This window comes from Flavobacterium sp. B167r (assembly GCF_056824315.1).
On sequence record NZ_CP124859.1, the window covers coordinates 1,337,559 to 1,358,599 of the forward strand.

General features: G+C 33.9%; 17 protein-coding genes. 9 read left to right on the plus strand and 8 right to left on the minus strand.

Going from position 1 to position 21,041, the window contains the following annotated elements; all coding sequences use genetic code 11:
- Positions 1–111: 111 nt before the first annotated feature.
- Complete coding sequence (locus QLQ96_RS06110; protein WP_482495540.1) at positions 112–1,107, plus strand: TlpA family protein disulfide reductase; 996 nt, start codon at positions 112–114, stop codon at positions 1,105–1,107.
- 209 nt (positions 1,108–1,316) lie between these two features.
- Positions 1,317–1,664 (plus strand): toxin-antitoxin system YwqK family antitoxin, encoded by a 348-nt coding sequence (locus QLQ96_RS06115; RefSeq protein ID WP_482495541.1) that lies wholly within the window; start codon positions 1,317–1,319, stop codon positions 1,662–1,664.
- A 195-nt stretch (positions 1,665–1,859) separates the two neighbouring features.
- On the opposite strand, the gene QLQ96_RS06120 is transcribed toward QLQ96_RS06115, so the two are convergent.
- From QLQ96_RS06120 to QLQ96_RS06145, 6 genes are all read right to left on the minus strand, one after another.
- Positions 1,860–3,410, minus strand: coding sequence for a PepSY-associated TM helix domain-containing protein (locus tag QLQ96_RS06120; RefSeq protein ID WP_482495542.1), 1,551 nt, complete (start codon positions 3,408–3,410; stop codon positions 1,860–1,862).
- Between the two features lie 5 nt (positions 3,411–3,415).
- Entirely contained in the window at positions 3,416–3,715 is a 300-nt protein-coding gene (locus QLQ96_RS06125) for a hypothetical protein (RefSeq protein WP_482495543.1), read from the minus strand.
- A gap of 19 nt (positions 3,716–3,734) precedes the next feature.
- Positions 3,735–4,067 carry a hypothetical protein gene (locus QLQ96_RS06130; RefSeq protein WP_482495544.1) on the minus strand — a complete coding sequence of 111 codons (333 nt, stop codon included), beginning with the start codon at positions 4,065–4,067 and terminating at the stop codon, positions 3,735–3,737.
- Between the two features lie 59 nt (positions 4,068–4,126).
- Positions 4,127–6,619, minus strand: a complete 2,493-nt coding sequence (locus QLQ96_RS06135) for a TonB-dependent siderophore receptor (protein ID WP_482495545.1) — start codon at positions 6,617–6,619, stop codon at positions 4,127–4,129.
- 218 nt (positions 6,620–6,837) lie between these two features.
- Entirely contained in the window at positions 6,838–8,076 is a 1,239-nt protein-coding gene (odhB, locus tag QLQ96_RS06140; protein ID WP_213258454.1) for a 2-oxoglutarate dehydrogenase complex dihydrolipoyllysine-residue succinyltransferase, read from the minus strand.
- 74 nt (positions 8,077–8,150) lie between these two features.
- Complete coding sequence (locus QLQ96_RS06145; protein WP_482495546.1) at positions 8,151–10,925, minus strand: 2-oxoglutarate dehydrogenase E1 component; 2,775 nt, start codon at positions 10,923–10,925, stop codon at positions 8,151–8,153.
- 116 nt (positions 10,926–11,041) lie between these two features.
- On the opposite strand from QLQ96_RS06145, the gene QLQ96_RS06150 reads away from it, so the two are divergent.
- Together QLQ96_RS06150 and QLQ96_RS06155 are read left to right on the plus strand one after the other, a co-directional pair.
- A complete protein-coding gene (locus QLQ96_RS06150) occupies positions 11,042–11,593 on the plus strand; it encodes a hypothetical protein (RefSeq protein WP_482495547.1) in 552 nt (183 codons plus the stop codon).
- Positions 11,594–11,661: 68 nt separating this feature from the next.
- Entirely contained in the window at positions 11,662–12,243 is a 582-nt protein-coding gene (locus QLQ96_RS06155; RefSeq protein WP_482495548.1) for a hypothetical protein, read from the plus strand.
- A 125-nt stretch (positions 12,244–12,368) separates the two neighbouring features.
- Here QLQ96_RS06155 and QLQ96_RS06160 read toward each other — a convergent pair whose 3' ends face one another.
- Positions 12,369–12,722, minus strand: coding sequence for a hypothetical protein (locus tag QLQ96_RS06160; RefSeq protein WP_482495550.1), 354 nt, complete (start codon positions 12,720–12,722; stop codon positions 12,369–12,371).
- Between the two features lie 65 nt (positions 12,723–12,787).
- On the minus strand, positions 12,788–13,762 hold the full coding sequence (locus QLQ96_RS06165; protein WP_482495552.1) for a polyprenyl synthetase family protein: 975 nt from the start codon (positions 13,760–13,762) through the stop codon (positions 12,788–12,790).
- Positions 13,763–14,028: 266 nt separating this feature from the next.
- Here QLQ96_RS06165 and QLQ96_RS06170 point away from each other — a divergent pair, with 266 nt between their 5' ends.
- The 5 genes from QLQ96_RS06170 (at position 14,029) to QLQ96_RS06190 (ending at position 21,007) form a co-directional block, all read left to right on the plus strand.
- The gene (locus QLQ96_RS06170) at positions 14,029–14,550 is read left to right on the plus strand and encodes a YceI family protein (protein ID WP_095929669.1); all 522 of its coding nucleotides are present in this window, start codon (positions 14,029–14,031) and stop codon (positions 14,548–14,550) included.
- A gap of 108 nt (positions 14,551–14,658) precedes the next feature.
- The gene (locus tag QLQ96_RS06175; protein ID WP_482495554.1) at positions 14,659–15,258 is read left to right on the plus strand and encodes a TetR/AcrR family transcriptional regulator; all 600 of its coding nucleotides are present in this window, start codon (positions 14,659–14,661) and stop codon (positions 15,256–15,258) included.
- 96 nt (positions 15,259–15,354) lie between these two features.
- Complete coding sequence (locus tag QLQ96_RS06180; protein WP_482495556.1) at positions 15,355–16,689, plus strand: TolC family protein; 1,335 nt, start codon at positions 15,355–15,357, stop codon at positions 16,687–16,689.
- Between the two features lie 9 nt (positions 16,690–16,698).
- Positions 16,699–17,766 (plus strand): efflux RND transporter periplasmic adaptor subunit, encoded by a 1,068-nt coding sequence (locus tag QLQ96_RS06185; RefSeq protein ID WP_482495557.1) that lies wholly within the window; start codon positions 16,699–16,701, stop codon positions 17,764–17,766.
- A gap of 64 nt (positions 17,767–17,830) precedes the next feature.
- A complete protein-coding gene (locus QLQ96_RS06190) occupies positions 17,831–21,007 on the plus strand; it encodes an efflux RND transporter permease subunit (protein ID WP_482495559.1) in 3,177 nt (1,058 codons plus the stop codon).
- The last annotated feature ends 34 nt before the right edge of the window (positions 21,008–21,041 follow it).

Consider the following 21,041-nt stretch of genomic DNA (forward strand, 5'->3'; position numbering starts at 1 on the left):
ATAGTAAAGTGATAAGTTGATGCAGAATAATTTTAAATATTTTGTTAATTCTAAAATTCGAAAGCTATTATTTCTTTAGTTTTGATTCTGTAAAAACTAATAACAATACCTATGAAAAAACTTTTTGTTGCAGGTTTAGTAATTTTTAATGCTTTGAACGCTATCTCGCAAAGCAAAAATCCAGTTAAATTTACGGCTAAAATCGAAAATCGAAATAGTGACACTTTAATAATTAGAGGAAGAGATAATTTTAAACAAGTAATTCCAATTGATAAAAAAGGGGTTTTCGCGGCAACTTTTGATGCTCCAAAAGGATTCTATATGTTTTCTGACGGAACAGAATCTTCAAACCTATATTTAAAACCAAATTCGGAAGTCAATCTGACCATGAATGCCAAAGAATTTGACGAGACAATTGTATATAAAGGTAAAGGTGTAAACGAAAGCAATTTTTTGGCACAGCAAGCATTAAAAGATGAAACTTTTCAAAATGATGCTTTTAAGAAAGAAGCAGCAGAATTTACAGCTCTACTTGATACTAAATTGAAAACAGATACGCAAAAGCTTGAAACGGGCGATTTTGATCCTGAATTTAAAACTGCTTTAAAAGGAAGTTTTCAAAGTTTTCATCAATACGCAACGGCAGAATATTCAAGACAGGTGGCTGCAAATAAAATGGTTGGAAAAGCTTCCCCAAGTTTTGATTATGAAAATTTTAAAGGAGGAAAAACAAAACTTACCGATTTAAAAGGCAAATATATATACATAGATCTTTGGGCAACCTGGTGCGCACCATGTAGAGCAGAGATTCCTTACTTGCAAGAACTTGAAGAAAAGTATCATGGAAAAAACATTGAATTTGTGAGTATTTCTATTGATAAGGCAAAAGACAATGAAAAATGGAAAAAATTCGTAACCGATAAACATCTTGGAGGTACACAGCTTTTTGCTGATAAGGATTGGGAATCTGAATTTGTTGTTAATTACGGCGTAACAGGAATCCCGCGATTTATTTTAATTGATCCAAAAGGTAACATTGTAAGTTCTGATGCTTCAAGACCATCTGATCCGAAGTTGCAGGAGCAGTTAAATGGCTTATTAAATTAATTATTTCGAAATTTACAACGTTATCGTAAAACTGAAATATTTGTAAAATACCAGTAAAACCAGTGCTTGAGCGCTGGTTTTTTCGTTTTATTGATTTTTCCAATGTTAAGCTTTTATCTAATGTTACCAAATTGTTATGTAAAAGTTTTTTTAATGTAAACAATTATATATCTTTGATAAAGATTTCTTAACATTAAAGACCTAAAGATATGAAAAAGAGTGTAATTTTAGCTGCAATATTGTTCTCTGGAATTGTAGTTGCACAAGAAGGAAAGCCTGAATTAGAAGCTGCTGGAAACAAGGTAAAAGCAACCTATTACTATGATAATGGTAAAGTGCAGCAAGAAGGTTTTTTTAAAGACGGTAAATTAGACGGTGTTTGGGTATCTTATGACGAAAAAGGAAACAAAAAAACCGTTGGAGAATACGCAGACGGAATTAAAACTGGAAAATGGATTTACTTTAATGAAGACAGCTTGAAAGAAGTTGCTTATGTTGACAACAAAGTGAGTTCGGTAAAAAGTTTACAGAAAAATGCTTTAGCAAACAGAAATTAATCATATAGTTTCAGATACCTAATTATAAAAAAAACCGTCACGTTTATAACGGGACGGTTTTTTTATGCTTTTACTTTTTTAGATTTCGGGTTTCTCCCAAACCAAATTATAAATCTGCTTACGGGAAGTGTGGCGGCAGTTAAATTCGCAATAGATGCTATAATTTTATAGGCTTTTGAGAAAGTCTACGCTATTTTAAGAAACCGTCTTTTTAGGTTTTAAATGATATGCTGTGTATAATGAAATTGCTGCTAAGAAAATCCAGAAAATATCAATAAAGAAAATCTGAAATTTGTTTTCTATAAAAGAAGTCCAAAACCAATTTCCAGAAACGATTCCGTTTGTAATAGGGATCAAGAATCCTAAAATGCTTCCAGAAATCAAGCAGAATTTATTGGTAAAAGCATCGTTCTTTTTAAGGATAAAGAAAATGGCAAGCAAAAGCCATCCTCCAAAATAAAGAGCATACAAATTAGATTGGCTTAAAGGATAGAAAATTTTGCTTCCGATAAATGCCAATGCCGTAATGGGATACATGCTTAAACAGATTGCGAGATAAATGCGAACAACGGCATTGTTGAAACGTCTTTTCTTTTCTGGCATATTATTTTTTTGTCGCGCAACAAGCCAAATCATTACTCCAGAAATAATGACAAAACAAGTTATAATTCCTAAAATGAAACTTATAATTTTTAAAGCATATCCGCCGTAATCGCCAAAATGAATTCGATACAAAACATTCTTTACAACATCCAAATAAGTCGTTTGCGCGATCGGATCTTTTTTAGCAATTTCTTTTCCATCAGAAATTCTGTAAACTACTTTTCCAATTCCAGTAAATTTTTTATGGCTTAAAAGTTCACCTTCAACCATAACGTGCATATTGGCATCGCCATAGTTTTGGATAAAAACACGAGTAATTTCAAAATCTGCCCAGTTCTTTTTTGTTTTGGCTACAATTTCATTAACATTAAATGGATTGGCCAATTTTTTATTTTCGAATTTATAATCAGGATCAGTATATTCTAATTCTTTATATAATTCATCTTGTTTTCCGTCGTATAAAGCCATGACAGCTGGTGCCACAATTAAAAGTTTAATCATGAAGAATGCTCCTGTAACAGCATAAACAAATTGAAAAGGCAGACCAATCATTCCTAAAGCGGTGTGCGCATCTGTCCAAAGTGTTTTTAATTTTTCTTTCGGACGGAACATGTAAAAGTTGGAGACAATTTTATTCCAATGCAATAAAACTCCAGTTATAATTGCAAATAAGAAAAACAAAGCGACAAAACCAGATAGATAATATCCTGCTGGATAAGGAATTTGCGCCAGAAAGTGCAGACGGTATAAAAGCTCTCCTAGTGAATAGGACTCTTCGTAGGTGTAAGTTTTGTAGTTTTTATTGTCTAAATAAAAAAAATCTCCTGCCTGTTGTTTTTTTGGAGCCAATGTGTCTTTGGTTCCTTCCATGTAAATGGCAACTCTATTTTCTACTGAAGGTTTAGAAATAGTGATATTTCTTCCGTGCAAAACATATTTTTTGTCTAAATGCTGCAGGGCGTCATTGTAATCCAATTGAATTTCTCTTGTGATTGCTGTAGATTCACTTCTTTCCCAATTGATGATTTCATCTCTAAAAAAAGAAAAAGATCCAGCAAAGAAAATTACAAAAAGAACTACACTGATAACGATTCCGCTGACAGTATGTGTATGAAAATAGATATTGTAATGACGGTTATTCATAAATATTATCGTGTCGTATTATAGGTTTGACCCAAATAAATAAAAAGACAAAAAAGTAAAGAAAGCAGAATGTAAATTCCCCATATTTTCCAGCCGCTTTTGGCTAAAAATGCAATGATCATTAAGGCTACCCAAAGGATAAATCCGCTAAAAGCCATAGTTATAAGTACATCTGCACGACTAAACCAAGCCGCTAAAGCCAAATGAAAAGTAACAGAGACAAAGTATCCTCCTAAAATTGCAGCAGTAATTTTGGAAAAACGTGGCCAAAAGGAAGGATTTAGATATTTTGCATTTGCTGGCATAGGATAATTATAATGGATTTTAGTTAAAGTAAAATTCAGTTATGGCAATAAAAATCAGTAAAGCCAAAAGTAGCTTACTGTTAATTTTTTTTAAAGGAGTAAGAATAATGATTAAACTTCCAATTGTCATTAACTGAATAAAAAACATCAAAGTCCCACAGCCTAATGATTGTGTAAAAAGCCACATTGCATAAGCTGATAATAAAAGCGTTAACCCGATAATTTTGGTTGGTTTTGGATTTTTCTGCATCCACTTTTCAAAACCTAAATCATAAGACAATACTGCTCTTTTCGAAGTATAATACAGCGTATAAAAAGCTAGGAAAACGAGAAGACTGGCAATTGTAATCATAATGTTTAAAATTTAAAAAACACCTTCCTATGAAAGAAAGGTGTTTTTATTATTTTTTATTAGAATCTGTACGCGAAGTTCGCAGATACACTTCTCATATTTTTTGGATGAATTGTTGACCAACCATCATATGTGTCAATATTAGCAATATTGTCTAATTTTAATGTCAATGTAAATTTCTCTGTTCCGTAGAAAATAGAAGAATTTAAAACAGTGTAAGAAGGTAATGTAAATTGACCAACTCCGTTTCTGTTCATGATTAAGTTTTTGTCAGCATAGTTTCCTCCAAAACCTAAACCAAATCCTTGTAAATCTCCTTGAGGGAATTTATAGCTTGCCCAAAAGTTTGCAGTGTTTCTTGGCCCCGAGCTCTCAGGTCTGTTTCCTACGAACGAAGGGTCTCCAGCATTTAAGACAGCGTCTACATAACTGTAACCAGCAACAATGTTTAAACCAGCAACTGGATTTGCAACGATTTCTGCTTCAAAACCTTTGTTTCTTTGTTCTCCATCTTGGAAAGAAGTTTGAGTTGGTACTCCGCCTGTAGAACCATAAACAGTGTAAACCTGATCTGTTACTTTGATGTCATAATAGCTAAATGTTGCGTAAACTTTATCTTTAAGAACATTTAATTTAGTTCCAACTTCAAATTGGTTAGCGTGTTCTGGTTTGAAAGTTCTTGGAATAACTGTGCCGTTTAAACCAGTATCAGTTGTTGGAGCTGTGTTGGTAAAACCGTCCATATAGTTGGCAAAAACCGAAATTTTGTCAATAATTGGCTGATAAACTAAACCAAATTTTGGTGAAAAAGAAGTTTGATTAAAATCATCAGCATTTGTAGTAACATCACCAGCAGTCATAAAACGATCTACACGTAAACTTGCCATTGCAGATAATGCAGGAGTAATATTGATTACATCTGAAGCATAAGCACTAATAACTTCTTGTTTTGTTTTGTTATTGTTTGCAGTAGTTTCTGCTATAAGTTTATCAGAACCAGCTTTTGTTAGGTTACCACTGTCACCATCTGTAATATATTTTTTAGGATCTGTAATGCCGAATACGTATTGATTTACAGTTGCTAAATCCAAGTTTCCAATATAAACGGTTCCATTTGATACGTATCCAGAACCATTATCAACTTGACCTCTGTTAAAATAATCTAAACCAACAACAATTCTGTTTCTTAAGTTTCCAAGTTTAAAATCACCGATAAAGTTTTGTTGGATATCTGTTGTTAAAGTTGTTGTATCTTGGTAATTCATTGAACGACCCAAAACAATTCCTTGACTTACCTCTGCAGGTGCAAATTGTGTTCCTTCATATAAATAAGTATAGTATCCTTCAGATCTAGATGATCCTCTAGACAGAACCGTTTGAGAAGTCCATTGATCAGAGATTTTGTAATTCATTTGTCCTTGAAGGGAGTATGAAGGAGTTTCAATTGCAAGTTCATTACTTGTATAAGAACGTTTGTTATCATAACCCAATTCAGCCATATTATGAACTCTTAGTGCCGCACCTCTATCTAAAAATAACATAGTAGGATTGGTCTGTTTGTTGTTCATGAATTCAGTATTAATGAAAAATGAAAGTCTGTCGCTTACTTGGTAAGATAAAGATGGAGCAAAGAAAAATGATTTTCTAAATCCGGCATCTTGAAAGCTGTTTTCTGTATGATATGCTGTATTAACTCTGAAATTAATTTTGTGTTCATCGTCTACAGGAGTATTAATGTCTGCAGTTACACGGTTTAATCCATAACTTCCTGCTGTGTAGCTTACCTCTCCTCCAAAGTGATCGTAAGGTTTTTTAGTAGTTAAGTTGATTAACCCTCCGTAAGAAATTAAACTACTTCCGAATAAAGTTCCAGAAGGTCCTTTAATAACTTCAATTTTGTCAATATTTGCAGGATCAATACTTCCGTTATTTAAAGCAGGTAACCCATTTGTCATTGTTGGCTGTACAGCAAATCCTCTTAGAGAGAAATATCCAGCACCGTCACCACCACGACCAGTAGAAGCCCAAAGCGGAGATAATCCTGGTGCATTTTTAAGGGCATCGTCAATATTTGTAACAACTTGTTCTTTTAAAAGTTCACTAGTAATTGTAGTATAAACTTGTGGGTTTTCAAGATTTTTAAGAGGTAATCTTGATACTTGTTGTGTTTCTTTACGAGCTAGCGGATTTTTTCTGTTGCTGTTTAAAACAACTTCATTTAATTCTTGAGAATTTTCACTAATTCTAAAATCTTCAATAACTGAATCGCCACCATTAAGGCTAACGCTTTTTTCTTTAGAAGAATAGCCAATTCCAGAAACTTTTATTACATAGTTACCTGGTTTGATATTTTTAATTTCGTAGAAACCATTCGCATCTGTGCTAGTTCCTATTTTTGTTCCTTTCAATACTACAGACACATTATCTGCAGCTTGACTATTTGTTAAGCTAATTTGACCTTTAATAGTTGCTTTTTCTTGAGCCAAAGCTGATACGCTGGTCATTAAAGCAAAACAAAAACTCAAAAAAGAAATGGTAAATTTAAACTTCATTTTTATTTAGAATTAATTTTGATAGCGCAAATTTAATTGTTGGACAGCAACTAAGCAAGTTATTTTTATTTATTCTAAATTAAATATTTTTTAAAGGTTAAAATTTACTTTTTTTCAAAAAATTAACATCTTAAGCTAAAATTAAGCCAATCTTAAGCAAAAAAACCTGCTCAAATTAATGAGCAGGTTTTATATTATTGTCAAAAATTACTTTAAAATTACAACTCTAAAGCACGTTTAGCATCGCCATTCATCAATAATTCTAATGGATTTTCTAAAGCTTCTTTTACAGCAACTAAGAAACCAACAGACTCACGTCCGTCGATGATTCTGTGGTCGTAAGAAAGAGCCACATACATCATTGGGTGAATTTCAACTTTACCGTTTACAGCGATTGGACGCTCGATAATGTTGTGCATTCCTAAGATTCCTGATTGAGGAGGGTTGATGATTGGAGTAGATAACATACTTCCGAAAACACCACCATTTGTGATTGTGAAAGTTCCTCCAGTCATATCATCAACTGTAATTTGACCATCACGAGCTCTTAAAGCTAATCTTTTGATTTCAGCTTCAATTCCACGGAAAGTTAAAAGTTCAGCATTACGAACAACAGGAACCATTAATCCTTTTGGTCCAGAAACTGCGATTGAGATATCAGCAAAATCGTAAGCGATTTTGTAGTCACCATCCATCATAGAGTTAACATCTGGATATAATTGTAAAGCTCTTGTAACCGCTTTTGTAAAGAATGACATGAAACCTAAACCTAAACCACCATGTTTAGCTTTGAAAGCATCTTTGTATTCGTTACGAATTTGGTTGATTGGCGTCATGTTTACTTCGTTAAAAGTAGTCAACATAGCCGTTTCATTTTTAGCTGAAACTAGTCTTTCTGCTACTTTACGACGCAACATTGATAATTTTGTACGCTCAGTTCCACGGCTTCCTCCTGTTGGAGTTCCCATAGAAGGTACTGCGTTTACTGCATCATCTTTAGTAATTCTTCCTCCTTTTCCAGTTCCTGAAACTGTAGCTGGAGCAATATTTTTCTCATCTAATATTTTTCTTGCTGCTGGCGATGGAGTTCCTGCTGCATAACTTGTTGCTGCTGGAGCCTGAACTGGAGCTGCTTTTGGAGCTTCTGCTTTTACTTCTGCCTTTGGAGCCTCAGCTTTTGGCGCTTCAGCTGCTGGAGCCGCGCCACCTGCTGGTTTTGCAGCATCAGTATCAATTAAACAAACTACAGCACCTACTGCTACTGTATCACCTTCTTCAGCTTTTAGTGTAATTACACCGCTCATTTCAGCAGGTAATTCAAGAGTAGCTTTGTCTGAGTCAACTTCAGCAATAGCTTGATCTTTTTCTACATAATCTCCGTCTTTTACTAACCAAGTTGCAATTTCAACTTCTTTTATTGATTCCCCTGGTGATGGGACTTTCATTTCTAAAATCATCTTGTTTTTGTTTAAGGTTTTTATGGTTTCAATCCCAATAGCTATCGGGATTGAAACTCAAAACATATTTTTAATTATCTGAATAAATTTTTATCGAATACCATTCTAATTGCATCTGCATGACGACGTTTTGCACGTGTGTAACTTCCAGATGCTGGTGCTGCGTATGCTTTTAACGAAGCTAATCTCCATTTTACAAGATCAAAGTTCATTAGCATGAAACTGTAAGCTCCCATGTTTTTAGGCTCTTCTTGTGCCCAAACATAATCATCAGCATTTGGATATTGTGCGATGATCGCTTTTAATTGTTCAACAGGCAATGGGAATAATTGCTCGATACGAACAACAGCAACATCATTTCTTCCGTTGTTTTCTCTTTCAGCAACAATGTCATAGTAGAATTTACCAGTAACGAAAACTAAAGTTTTTACTTTCTTTTTATCTACTGTATTGTCATCAATTGTTTCTTGGAAACTTCCGTTTGCTAATTCGTCAACTGTAGAGACACATCTTGGATCACGCAATAAACTTTTTGGAGAGAAAACTACCAAAGGTTTACGGAAATTCGTTTTCATTTGTCTTCTCAACAAGTGGAAGAAGTTGGCTGGAGTTGTACAATCTGCAACATACATATTTTGTCTTGCACAAAGTTGTAAGTAACGCTCCATTCTTGCAGAAGAGTGTTCTGCACCTTGTCCTTCATAACCGTGAGGCAATAATAAAACGATACCGTTTTGGTTGTTCCATTTATCTTCTCCACAAGAAATATATTGGTCAATCATGATTTGAGCTCCGTTAGAGAAATCCCCAAATTGTGCTTCCCAGATTGTTAAGGCATTTGGATTTGCTAATGCATATCCGTAATCAAAACCTAAAACACCGTACTCAGATAAAAGTGAATTGAATACGCCAAATTTTCCTTTTTTGTTTTCAATACCATTTAAAAGAATTACTTCTTCTTCAGAATCTTCAACTTTAACTACAGCATGACGGTGAGAGAATGTACCACGCTCAACATCTTGACCTGAAATACGAATATCAAATCCTTCAGTTAAAAGTGAACCGTAAGCCAAAGCTTCTGCAGTTCCCCAATCCAAAGTATTATTGTCATATCCAGTTTTTCTGTCCGTAACAATTTTAGTGATTTTGTTGATAAACTTTTTATCTGACGGTAAAGTTGAAATTGTATCGATAATAGAGTCTAATCCTTCTTTAGCAAAAGTAGTATCTACTTTTTGAAGCATTTGCGTATCAGTTACCTGAACAAATCCGTCCCATTCGTTTTTCATGAATGGAGTAATGATTGTCAAATCTTTTTTACGAGAAGCTTCTAGGTTTTCTTCTAAAGCAGATTTGTATTCTTTTTCTAAAGCATTAACATAAGACGCATCGATTACACCGTCAGAAAGTAATTTCTCTGCGTAAATGTCTCTTGGGTTTTTATGTTTAGCAATGATTTTGTATAAAACAGGTTGTGTGAAACGAGGTTCGTCACCTTCGTTGTGACCGTATTTTCTATATCCTAATAAGTCAATAAATACGTCACGTCCAAATTGCATTCTGTAGTCTAATGCAAAAGATACAGCGTGTACAACTGCCTCTGCATCATCAGCATTTACGTGTAATACTGGAGATAAAGTTACTTTAGCAACGTCTGTACAATAAGTAGAAGAACGAGCGTCTAAGTAATTTGTTGTAAATCCAACTTGGTTGTTGATTACAATATGGATTGTTCCTCCAGTTTTGTAACCATCAAGTTGTGCCATTTGGATTATTTCGTATAAAATACCTTGACCTGCAATTGCAGCATCTCCGTGTACCGCGATTGGCAATACTTTAGAGAAATCATCAGCATAATATTTATCTTGTTTAGCTCTTGTGATACCTTCAATTACAGCTCCAACCGTTTCTAAGTGAGAAGGGTTTGGTGCTAAATTGATGTTGATGCTTTTTCCAGATCTTGTTTTTCTGTCAGCAGTAAGACCTAAGTGGTATTTTACGTCACCATCAAAATATTCCTGATCGTAATCTTTTCCGTCAAACTCACCAAAGATATCCTGAGTAGATTTTCCGAAGATGTTTGCCAAAACGTTCAAACGACCACGGTGCGCCATTCCCATTACGAATTGTTCAACACCTTTTTCTGCAGCTTGCTCAATCAAAGCATCAAGAGCCGGGATGATAGATTCTCCACCTTCTAATGAGAAACGTTTTTGTCCAACATATTTAGTATGAAGGAAGTTCTCAAAAGAAACAGCTTCGTTTAATTTATTTAAGATGGTTTTCTTTTCTTCAGTAGAGAAAGTAGGCTGATTGTTTTGAACCGCCAATTTATCCTGAATCCATTTTACAACGCCAGGATTTCTGATGTACATATATTCAATACCGATATGCTGGCAGTAAATAGCTTTAAGGCGATTTACGATATCTTGCAAAGAAGATGGCGCCATTCCGATTGTTTGTGCAGCATCAAAAACAGTTGAAAGGTCAGCTGTAGTTAATCCGAAGTTTTCAATATCCAAAGTTGGAGATGAAGTTCTACGGTCACGAACAGGATTTGTTTTCGTGAATAAATGCCCGCGCGTACGGTATCCGTCAATTAATTTTAAAACGTTGAATTCTTTCTTTAGTTTTTCTGAAACTTGACTGTAATCTGTGTTGTCGCTAGTCACGTACTCAACTATCGTTTGCACTGGATTTTCGTCATTATAAGTTGTTTGTCCAAAGTCAAAACCTTGAAAGAAACTTCTCCAGCTAGGCTCAACGCTGTCTGGGTTTACTAAATATTGATCGTATAATTGTGCAAAAAACTCGGTATGCGCTGCGTTTAAAAATGAAAACCTATCCATAATATGAGTGAATATACTTTTTGTTATATAGAATGGCAAAAGTACAACAATCACATTTATTTAAATCTTTTTTTTACGTACTTTTACGTAAAAATTTGTTAAAATAAACGTTAACTATGAATAAAATTCACTTTTCAATCGATTGCAGATATTTTTTTGTGATTTTGGCTGTCTTGTTTTCAAGTTATAGTATTGGACAACAAAAATATGTCATTGACAACAGCAACCAATTTTGGGACAAAGTTCAATTTGGAGGAGGCTTAGGTCTCGGATTTGGTTCAGGATATACCAATATTTCGGTAATGCCAAGTGCCATTTATAATATCAACGAAATTGTTGCAGTTGGTGTCGGATTGCAGTTTGGTTATTTATACCAAAAAAATTATTACGAATCGTTTGTTTATGGCGGAAGTTTCATCACGCTTGTAAACCCGATTCCAGAAATCCAATTATCTGCAGAATTGGAACAAGTTAGGGTAGATACCGATTATGAAGAAAATTATTATCATCCCGGTTTTTCTGATGCGTATTGGAATACAGCTTTGTATCTTGGAGCAGGTTACAGAACTAATAATGTAACAATTGGAGCGCGTTACGATGTTCTATATGATCCTAATAAAAGTCTTTATGGCTCTGGATTTATGCCTTTCGTGAGAGTGTATTTCTAAAGTTGCTAAGGTACGGAGACGCTAAGATTCTAAGTTTTACAATTATTGATAAAAATTAAATGCAATTTATGAATGATAAAATTGCTTACACCTCCGATGAACTTTTAGAAATTTTTAAAGAACAGCATCGACTTTGTGGATCATTGGATTGTATGGTTGAAATGTCTTTTGTGTTAACAAAGGATACATTGATTTATGAGTGGAGGGATGCGTTGGATCTTGTTCCTTGGAAACAACTTGCTGAGTTTTTGAATAAGGAATTTAGAATTGAAGTGCCATTAGAAATTTGGAAAACAATTTTAAATCCTGAGGATAAAAAAACACTAGGAGGACTTTGTGATTTTTTAGCAACTGTGGCGATAAAAGAAATTGCAAAACCTATCAAAATTTTAGGTTCAGAATGCTTAACAGTATCAATTTTTAAGCTTCTAAAAAGAAATTTACAAAATAAAGGTGTAGATGTTACAAACTTAAAGCCTTCAACTAAAATTGAAGATTTTCTTATTGTTGATGATAATTTTTCTCCATTAGTAGAAGAAGCAACGTTAACGGGAGTGCAAATTTTTGAGAAATTAGAATATGGAAAATCTTATTCGGAAAGAAGATTTCAATATTGGATTGACAAAGATATTACCAAATTTAATTTATAAAAGAAGTCTAACAGCGGGCAAAGTTGTTACATTCCGAGATTTAGTTCAAAAAATAATTGAAAATAAAAAGTTGGGAGAGCCAATCTAAAAACCTTAGAACCTTAGCATCTTAGTATCTCAGAATCTTATTTAAAATTCTTTCGAAACCAAACCTTCTGCCATTCTCTTTTTAAAATCAAAAAAGCAACCTGTTCAGCAAGAATGACTAAATCTGAACCGTCAAGGCTTTTTATTTCGTTTTCAGGAACGTCAATGATGTAAAGGAGATTTAAGTATTCAGCAAATTTGTACTGAATCATTCGGTAGATTTTTTCGTGAAGTTGGATTTTTAATTCGTCAGGCGAAATGCTTAATGGAAAATCAATTCCTTCATTAGCCAAATTAAAATCCTTGTTAATCTGCTCAATAAGGCTCAGATACAAAGTCTCTGCTTGCGCCTGAGCCAATAAAGATTCGGTATTTACGGGTGCTACAAACATGATATTTTTGATTTTAGATTGATGATTGTAGATTTTTACTGAATACTGACACTGAATACTGAAAACTAGACTTTACGTCCCATTAAATTTTCGCCAAAAGTCCTTAAAACACTTTTCTTTTCAGCATTAATATCCATTTTTTCTAACGTTTCAAAAGCTTTAAAAGTATACATTTCAATTGCTTCCTGAGTTGCTTTTGATGCTCCAGATTCGTTAAAAATTGCTTTTGCAGTTTTTATTTTTTCTGAATTATCTTCTAATTGTAATGTAAATAATTGTTCTAATTCTGAAGCTTTTTCATCAGAAGAAAATTCTAATGCTTTTATATATAAATACGTTTTTTTGTTCTCTATAATATCTCCGCCAACTTGTTTTCCAAAAGTTTCTGGGTCTCCAAAAGCGTCCAAATAATCATCTTGAAGTTGGAAAGCCAAGCCTAAATTCAATCCGAAATCATAAATTAAATCAGCTTCTTTTTCAGAAGTTTTAGATACAATTGCTCCCATTTTCATAGCAGCAGCAACCAAAACAGCTGTTTTATATTCTATCATTTTAAGATATTCCGGAATCGAAACATCATTGCGAGTCTCAAAATCTACATCCCATTGCTGTCCTTCGCAAACTTCCAGCGCAGTTTTGCCGAATAATTTGGCAAGGTTTCTAAAAACAATCGGTTCGTATTGTTCAAAATATTGGTAAGCTAAAATCAGCATGGCATCTCCAGAAAGGATCCCAGTGTTTAAATCCCATTTTTCATGAACCGTAATTTGCCCTCTTCTTAAAGGGGCATCATCCATAATATCGTCATGAACCAGCGAAAAGTTGTGGAAAACTTCAACCGCCATTGCTGCCGGAAGCGCAATCGAATAATCAGTATCAAAAACCTCTGCGGCCATTAAAGTTAAAACCGGACGGATGCGTTTTCCTCCAAGTCCTAAAATGTATTCTATAGGTTCGTAAAGATTTTTAGGTTCTTTATGTATGTTTTGGTTCTGTAGATAATTGATGAAAAAATCTTGGTACTGACTTATATCGTGCATAATGAATTCTGATTTCGAGCCTCAAAGATACAATTCAAATATGAATTTTAATTATTGAAATGATTAAAAGCATATTAAACAATATAAACAGGGTCTTAACCATTCTCATTTCTAAGATGTTAAATTTTTTTATAAAAAACTTGGAAACTTTTTTGGTATTTAGAGTTTCCTGTATATATTTGCACCATTAAAATGGAAACTTAGAACACTGTAAAAGTTTCCATGTAGAGTTTTGAAGATTTATAACTCAACTAAATCAAGTATTTATGAAAACAAAATGGACTTTAGATTCTAGTCAGTCAGATGTTTTATTAGAAATGAGACGATCAAGAACCGCTTATATGGGCGGAAGTACAAATAAATTTGATGGTTATGTAAACATTGAAGACAATGAGATTGAAGATGCTTCTGTTGAATTCTCATTAGATATCAATAACAAAAATGAAAGTTTCCAATCGATAGATGCTTATTTACAGCTTCAGGATTTTTTTGAAGAAGATGAGCATCCAATAATCAGTTTCAAATCGACATCATTTCAAAAAGTAAATCAAAATATCAATTTTTTCAAAGGAGATTTAACGATAAAAGATATTACCAGAGTAGTTGAATTGGATGCTGAATTTTTAGGTGAAAACATTTATAACGGAGAAAAGAAAGTGGCTTTTGAAATTAAAGGCAACATTAAACGTGAGGACTTTGGTTTAGATTTCAGCTCTTTCAATCATTCTTCTGGTGCTGCTTTGGGTAAAGACATCAAACTTATAGCAAATTTAGAATTTAGCATATAAATCTTACTAAAAGAGTAAATTAATGTAAAATTATTACAAAAATATCGGAAACTTTTTTTTAGATTTTAGTTTCCAAAGTATATTTGTAAGACAATTCGAGAATTTAAAATGAAAGAGAAGATTATAGCAAAAGCAAGCGAGTTATTTTTAAAGCTTGGTTTTAAGAGTGTTACAATGGATGATATTGCAGGTGAAATGTGTATTTCTAAAAAAACGATTTACAAATATTTCTGTAATAAAGAGGTTTTAATTGAAGAGAGCACTTCATTAGTTCATAGTCAAGTACACGAAATTATGGATAGCATTGTTGCAAAGAATTACAATGCCATTCAGGAGAATTTTGAAATAAGAGAAATGTTTCGTGATATGTTTAAGAACAATATTGATACTTCGCCAATTTATCAGTTAAAAAAGCATTATCCAGAGATTTACCAAAATATCCTTTCTCATGAAATAGAGCAGTGTACGCAGTGTTTTAAAGAGAATATTGAAAAAGGAATTCGTGAAGGTCTTTACAGAAGCGATTTAAATGTAGAGATATATGTTAGGTTTTATTATACGCTTATTTTTCATATTAACGAAAATACAATATCTGAAAGCGAAGCACAGAGAATAGAACTGGAAGCTTTAGAGTATCATACTCGCGCAATGGCAACAGAGCCAGGAATACAGGAATTGGAAAAGCAATTGAAAAAAATAATTAATTAATCATCATCCAAATATTGTCGTCATTTTTCTGAGAGAGTTGTAAAAGGAGGAAATGACGATGCCATCTCAAATTTTTAAAATAAATATTAACTACTTATGAAAAGAATCTTTCTTATATTTTTGTGTTCTATTGGGGTAACGGCCAGCGCACAAGTTAAAACCTTAACCTTGAAAGAAGCTGTTACATATGCGCTTGAGAACAAAGCCGATGCTAAGAAATCAAAACTTCAGGTTGAGAACAGCGAATATAAAATTCAAGAAATTCGTTCGAGAGCATTACCGCAAATTACGGCTAACGGTAACTTAACTTATAATCCGATTATTCAAACAACAGTAATTGATGGAGCAGGATTTGGTGCGCCAGGAACTACAATTCAGGCTGCATTTGGACAAAAATGGACATCGACAGCTGGAGTTTCTTTAACTCAGGCAATATTTGATCAAGCGGTTTTTACAGGATTAAGAGCGGCACGAACTACTCGCGAATTTTATCAAATCAATAATGAGTTAACAGAAGAACAAGTTATTGAAAGAGTTGCAAATAATTATTATTCAGTTTACGTACAACGCGAAAGATTAATTCTTTTAGACAGCAATTATGTAAATACACAAAAAGTTCGTGACATTGTTCAAGGACAATTTGATAATGGTTTGGCTAAAAAAATTGACTTAGACCGTATTATTGTAAAAATGTCTAACATTGATACAGAACGTCAACAAGTTAAAAACCAGATTGAATTACAAGAAAATTCATTGAAATTTTATATGGGTATGCCTATAGAATCTCAGTTTACAATGCCTAAAGAAGAATTTGAAGTTGTGCCAGCAGCTTTGACAGAAGAGCCAAATGTTGAAAATAGAACAGAATATTTGCTTTTAAAGAAACAAGAAGAACTTTTAGTATTTAATAAAAAAGCAATTCAGGCAGAATATTATCCAACACTTTCATTAACGGCTGGGTATAATTATATTGGTCAAGGTCCAGAACTTCCTTGGTTTGCAAAACCATCTTCTGGAGTATATTGGTCAGATTACTCAGGTATCGGATTGAATTTGAGAGTGCCAATTTTTACAGGTTTCGGAACTCGTTCTAAAGTAAGACAAGCTGATGTTGAAATCAGAACGCTTCAAGAAGATATCAAAGACACCAAACTTTCTCTTGATTTAGATTATAGAAATGCAATGACGCAGATCAATAATAACTTGGTTACAATTGACAATCAGAGAGAAAATATGCGTTTGGCGTTGGAAATTCTTAGCAATACCAAAAATAATTATCTTCAAGGTTTAGCATCTTTAACCGATTTACTAGACGCACAAAATGCATCACTTGAAGCGCAAAATAACTTTACAAGAGCAGTTTTAAATTATAAAATTGCCGAAATTTCTCTAATCAAATCAAAAGGCGAACTTAAAACTCTTATTAAATAACTAATTACAATGAAGAAAACTATTATAACAATCGTAATCATAATTGCATCCTTAGGTGTAATTGGATATATCTTAAATAATAATAAGAAGAAGAATAAAGAAAAAACAGATATCGTTGCTGAGAAAAATGCTGCTGTTTCTGTAAAAGTTTCGGAAGTTAAAACAGAAGAGATTTCATTAGATTTCGTTGCAAACGGAAACTTTGAGCCAATTCAGCAATTAACTTTCTCTGCAGAAAAATCTGGAAAAGTAATCAGTGTTTTAGCTAAAGAAGGTGATTACGTAAGAGTTGGTCAGACCTTGTTAACAATGAGAGGAGATGCTATTAATGTAAATGCACAACAAGCACAAGCGGCTTACCAAAATGCAAAATCTGATTATAGCAGATACGAAAATGCTTTTAAAACAGGCGGTGTAACAAAACAGCAATTAGATCAGGCAAAATTGGCTTTAACAAATGCTGAATCTAACTTGAAACAAGCAAATATCAATGTTGGAGATACGAAAGTTAAAGCACCAATCAACGGATTTATCAATAAAAAATATATTGAGCCAGGTTCTATTTTAGCAGGAATGCCAGCAACTGCAATGTTTGATATCGTAAACGTTTCTAAATTGAAATTAGTAGTTACAGTAAACGAAACTCAAGTTGCGAGTTTAAAAGTAGGAAATCAAATTAACGTAACGGCTAGTGTTTATCCGGATAAAACGTTCTCTGGAAAAATCACTTTTATCGCTTCAAAAGCAGATGAGTCTTTAAACTTCCCAGTTGAAATTGAAATTACAAACAATTCAAACAACGACTTAAAAGCAGGTATGTACGGAACAGCAAATTTTGCTTCAAAACAGCAAAAACAACATCTTATGGTTGTGCCTAGAAATGCTTTCGTAGGAAGTGTGAGCAGTAACGAAATCTTCGTAGCTGAAAATGGTGTTGCAAAATTGAAAAAAGTAACGGCTGGAAGAATTTTAGGCGATCAAGTAGAAGTTATCAACGGATTGTCTGATGGAGAAAAAGTAATTACTACAGGTCAGATTAACTTACAAGACGGAAATACAGTAGAAATTATTAAATAGCCATAAGCTATAAGCCATAAGCCATAAGCTTATTGCCTAAAGCCTACAGCATAAAGCGAAAAAAATGAAATTAGCCGAAATATCCATAAAACGTCCGTCGTTGGTAATTGTATTGTTTACAATTCTGACTCTTGGTGGATTGTTCAGCTACAGCCAATTAGGCTACGAGCTGATCCCAAAATTTGAACAAAACGTTATTACCATTTCTACTATTTATCCTGGAGCTTCTCCAAGTGAGGTAGAAAATACAGTGACAAAGAAAATTGAGGATGCGATTGCGTCATTAGAAAATGTCAAGAAAATCGATTCGAAATCATACGAAAGTTTATCTATTGTTTCGATTACATTGACCTCAAACGCAAAAGTCGATTTCTCTCTTAATGATGCGCAGCGTAAAATCAATGCGATTATTAGTGATTTGCCAGATGATGTAAAAACACCGGCATTAACTAAATTCTCGCTGAGTGATTTGCCAATTATGACGCTTGGTGCCAACGGAAAAATGGACGAAGCAGAATTTTATGACTTAATTGACAAAAAGATCGCGCCTATTTTATCTCGTGTACAAGGTGTTGCTCAGGTAAATATCATTGGGGGTTCTGAGCGTGAGATTCAAGTGAATCTTGATGCTGTAAAAATGCAAGGTTACGGACTTTCTGTTCCTCAAGTGCAACAGACTATTTTGTCTTCAAATTTAGATTTCCCTACAGGAAACGTTCAAACTCGTAATCAAAAAATATTAATTCGTTTAGCGGGTAAATATAAAAGTGTTGAAGAATTAAGAAACTTAGTGGTTTCTTCTCAAAACGGAATTCAAATTCGTTTAGGCGAAATTGCCGATGTTCAGGACACGCAGAAAATTGCTGAGAAGATTTCTCGTGTAGATCAAAAAAGTGCGATTGTATTACAAATCGTAAAACAATCTGATGCGAATGCGGTTGCGGTAAGTGAGCAATTATTAAAAACAATTGCTATTCTTGAAAAAGATTATAAAGTAAATCAGTTAAAACTTGAAGTGGCAAAAGATAGTACAATCTTTACTTTAGAAGCAGCAGATTCTGTTGTACACGATTTATTGATTGCGGTAGTTTTGGTTGCATTTGTAATGTTGTTCTTCTTGCACAGTATTAGAAACTCGCTGATCGTAATGGTTTCTATTCCTGCATCGTTGATTGCAACTTTCATCGGAATTTATTTAATGGGATACACATTAAACTTAATGAGTTTATTAGGATTATCTCTTGTTGTTGGTATCCTTGTGGATGACGCGATTGTGGTTTTAGAGAATATTTACAGACACATGGAAATGGGTAAAAGCCGAATCCGTGCTTCTTATGATGGAACAGCTGAAATTGGAGGAACAGTAACTTCGATTACATTAGTAATCGTGGTAGTATTCTTGCCGATCGCGATGAGTTCTGGATTGGTATCAAATATCATTACACAATTCTGTGTTACAGTAATTATCTCGACAATGTTGTCACTTTTGGCTTCATTTACAATTATTCCTTGGTTGTCTTCTCGTTTCGGGAAATTAGAGCACATTGAAGGAAAGAATTTATTTGGAAGAATTATTCTTGGTTTCGAAAACTATTTAACACGTTTCACTGACTGGGTTTCTCATTTATTGACTTGGTGTTTAGATCACTATATTAAAACTATTGTAGTAGTAGTTATTTTATTCTTCGCTTCGACAATCGGATTAATGGGTGGAGGTTTCATCGGAGGAGAGTTCTTTGCTTCTTCTGATAGTGGAGAGTTCTTAGTTCAAATCGAAATGCCGAAAGATGCTTCGTTAGAGCAAACCAACTTTATGACGCAAAAAGCTGAGGCATTTTTGAAATCACAAGAATACGTTCACAGCCAAATTACAACTGTTGGACAAACTTCTGAAGGTTTTGGAGCATCTCAAGCAACTGCATACAAAGCAGAGATCGACGTAAAAATGATCGAACAAAAAGATCGTACGGATGATGCAAACGTATACGCAGCAAAAATCAAACGTAAACTAGAAAAAGTATTAGTTGGAGCAAAAGTTAAAACAGTTCCAGTAGGTATCTTAGGTACTGCTGAAGATGCAACTTTAGGATTAATTGTAACAGGTCCTTCTACAGAAGCGGCAATGGCTTTTGCGAAACAAGCTGAAGCAGAATTACGTACAATTCCTGGAACAACTGAGATTAAATTAACGGTTGAAGACGGAAATCCTGAAATCAACGTAAAAGTAGACCGCGATAAAATGGCTGCTTTAGGATTAACGCTTCAAACAGTTGGTTTAACTATGCAAACTGCTTTTAGTGGAAACACTGACGGTAAATACAGAGCTGGTGAATACGAATACGATATCAACATCAGATACAATGCTTTTGATAGAAAAAGTATTAAAGACGTTAGTAATTTGATTTTTGTAAACACAGCTGGACAACAAATTAAATTGTCTCAATTTGCTGATATCACAGAAGGTTCTGGACCTTCTCAATTAGAGCGTAGAGATAAATCTGCGTCTGTAACTGTAAAAGGACAAAACGTTGGGGTGCCATCTGGAACAATTGTTCAGCAATGGCAGGTTAAATTAGATAAATTGAAAAAACCAGCCGGAGTAAACTACATCTGGGGTGGTGACCAAGAGAACCAATCTGAAGGTTTTGGTACTTTAGGAATCGCTTTGTTGGCTGCTATCATTTTGGTTTACCTTGTAATGGTGAGTTTGTATGACAGTTTCGCGCATCCATTCGTAGTATTGTTTGCAATTCCGCTTTCGTTCATTGGAGCTATGTTAGCCTTGGCATTAACAAACAACTCATTAAATATCTTTACCATTTTAGGTATCATCATGTTGATTGGTCTGGTGTGTAAGAATGCGATCATGCTTGTGGATTATACGAACCAGAGAAGAGCAGCAGGAGAATCTATCAGAACAGCGCTAATTCAAGCGAATCACGCTCGTTTGCGTCCGATCTTGATGACAACAATTGCGATGGTATTTGGTATGTTCCCAATTGCATTGGCATCTGGAGCTGGAGCTGAGTGGAAAAACGGATTGGCTTGGGTAATTATCGGAGGATTAATTTCGTCTTTATTCCTAACCTTGATTGTAGTTCCTGTAATTTATAATATTATGGAGAAATTAATTCAGAAATTCTCTAAAGGAGAAAAAATCGATTACGAAGCCGAAATGGTTGCCGATTACGAGCATACAGAATTAAGCGAAGACGGTTTTAATCCTAAACATACGCATTAATTGATTTAATTTTGATTTGAAAATCCCGAATTCC

Excerpts from the sequence above, each read along its gene's own strand:
- QLQ96_RS06150 (WP_482495547.1), top strand. The coding sequence starts at position 11,042 with ATGAATAAAATTCACTTTTCAATCGATTGCAGATATTTTTTTGTGATT.
- QLQ96_RS06115 (WP_482495541.1), top strand. The coding sequence starts at position 1,317 with ATGAAAAAGAGTGTAATTTTAGCTGCAATATTGTTCTCTGGAATTGTA.
- QLQ96_RS06185 (WP_482495557.1), top strand. The coding sequence starts at position 16,699 with ATGAAGAAAACTATTATAACAATCGTAATCATAATTGCATCCTTAGGT.
- QLQ96_RS06165 (WP_482495552.1), bottom strand. The coding sequence starts at position 13,762 with ATGCACGATATAAGTCAGTACCAAGATTTTTTCATCAATTATCTACAG.
- QLQ96_RS06180 (WP_482495556.1), top strand. The coding sequence starts at position 15,355 with ATGAAAAGAATCTTTCTTATATTTTTGTGTTCTATTGGGGTAACGGCC.
- QLQ96_RS06130 (WP_482495544.1), bottom strand. The coding sequence starts at position 4,067 with ATGATTACAATTGCCAGTCTTCTCGTTTTCCTAGCTTTTTATACGCTG.
- odhB (WP_213258454.1), bottom strand. The coding sequence starts at position 8,076 with ATGATTTTAGAAATGAAAGTCCCATCACCAGGGGAATCAATAAAAGAA.
- QLQ96_RS06110 (WP_482495540.1), top strand. The coding sequence starts at position 112 with ATGAAAAAACTTTTTGTTGCAGGTTTAGTAATTTTTAATGCTTTGAAC.
- QLQ96_RS06190 (WP_482495559.1), top strand. The coding sequence starts at position 17,831 with ATGAAATTAGCCGAAATATCCATAAAACGTCCGTCGTTGGTAATTGTA.
- QLQ96_RS06155 (WP_482495548.1), top strand. The coding sequence starts at position 11,662 with ATGAATGATAAAATTGCTTACACCTCCGATGAACTTTTAGAAATTTTT.
- QLQ96_RS06160 (WP_482495550.1), bottom strand. The coding sequence starts at position 12,722 with ATGTTTGTAGCACCCGTAAATACCGAATCTTTATTGGCTCAGGCGCAA.
- QLQ96_RS06120 (WP_482495542.1), bottom strand. The coding sequence starts at position 3,410 with ATGAATAACCGTCATTACAATATCTATTTTCATACACATACTGTCAGC.
- QLQ96_RS06125 (WP_482495543.1), bottom strand. The coding sequence starts at position 3,715 with ATGCCAGCAAATGCAAAATATCTAAATCCTTCCTTTTGGCCACGTTTT.
- QLQ96_RS06135 (WP_482495545.1), bottom strand. The coding sequence starts at position 6,619 with ATGAAGTTTAAATTTACCATTTCTTTTTTGAGTTTTTGTTTTGCTTTA.
- QLQ96_RS06145 (WP_482495546.1), bottom strand. The coding sequence starts at position 10,925 with ATGGATAGGTTTTCATTTTTAAACGCAGCGCATACCGAGTTTTTTGCA.
- QLQ96_RS06175 (WP_482495554.1), top strand. The coding sequence starts at position 14,659 with ATGAAAGAGAAGATTATAGCAAAAGCAAGCGAGTTATTTTTAAAGCTT.
- QLQ96_RS06170 (WP_095929669.1), top strand. The coding sequence starts at position 14,029 with ATGAAAACAAAATGGACTTTAGATTCTAGTCAGTCAGATGTTTTATTA.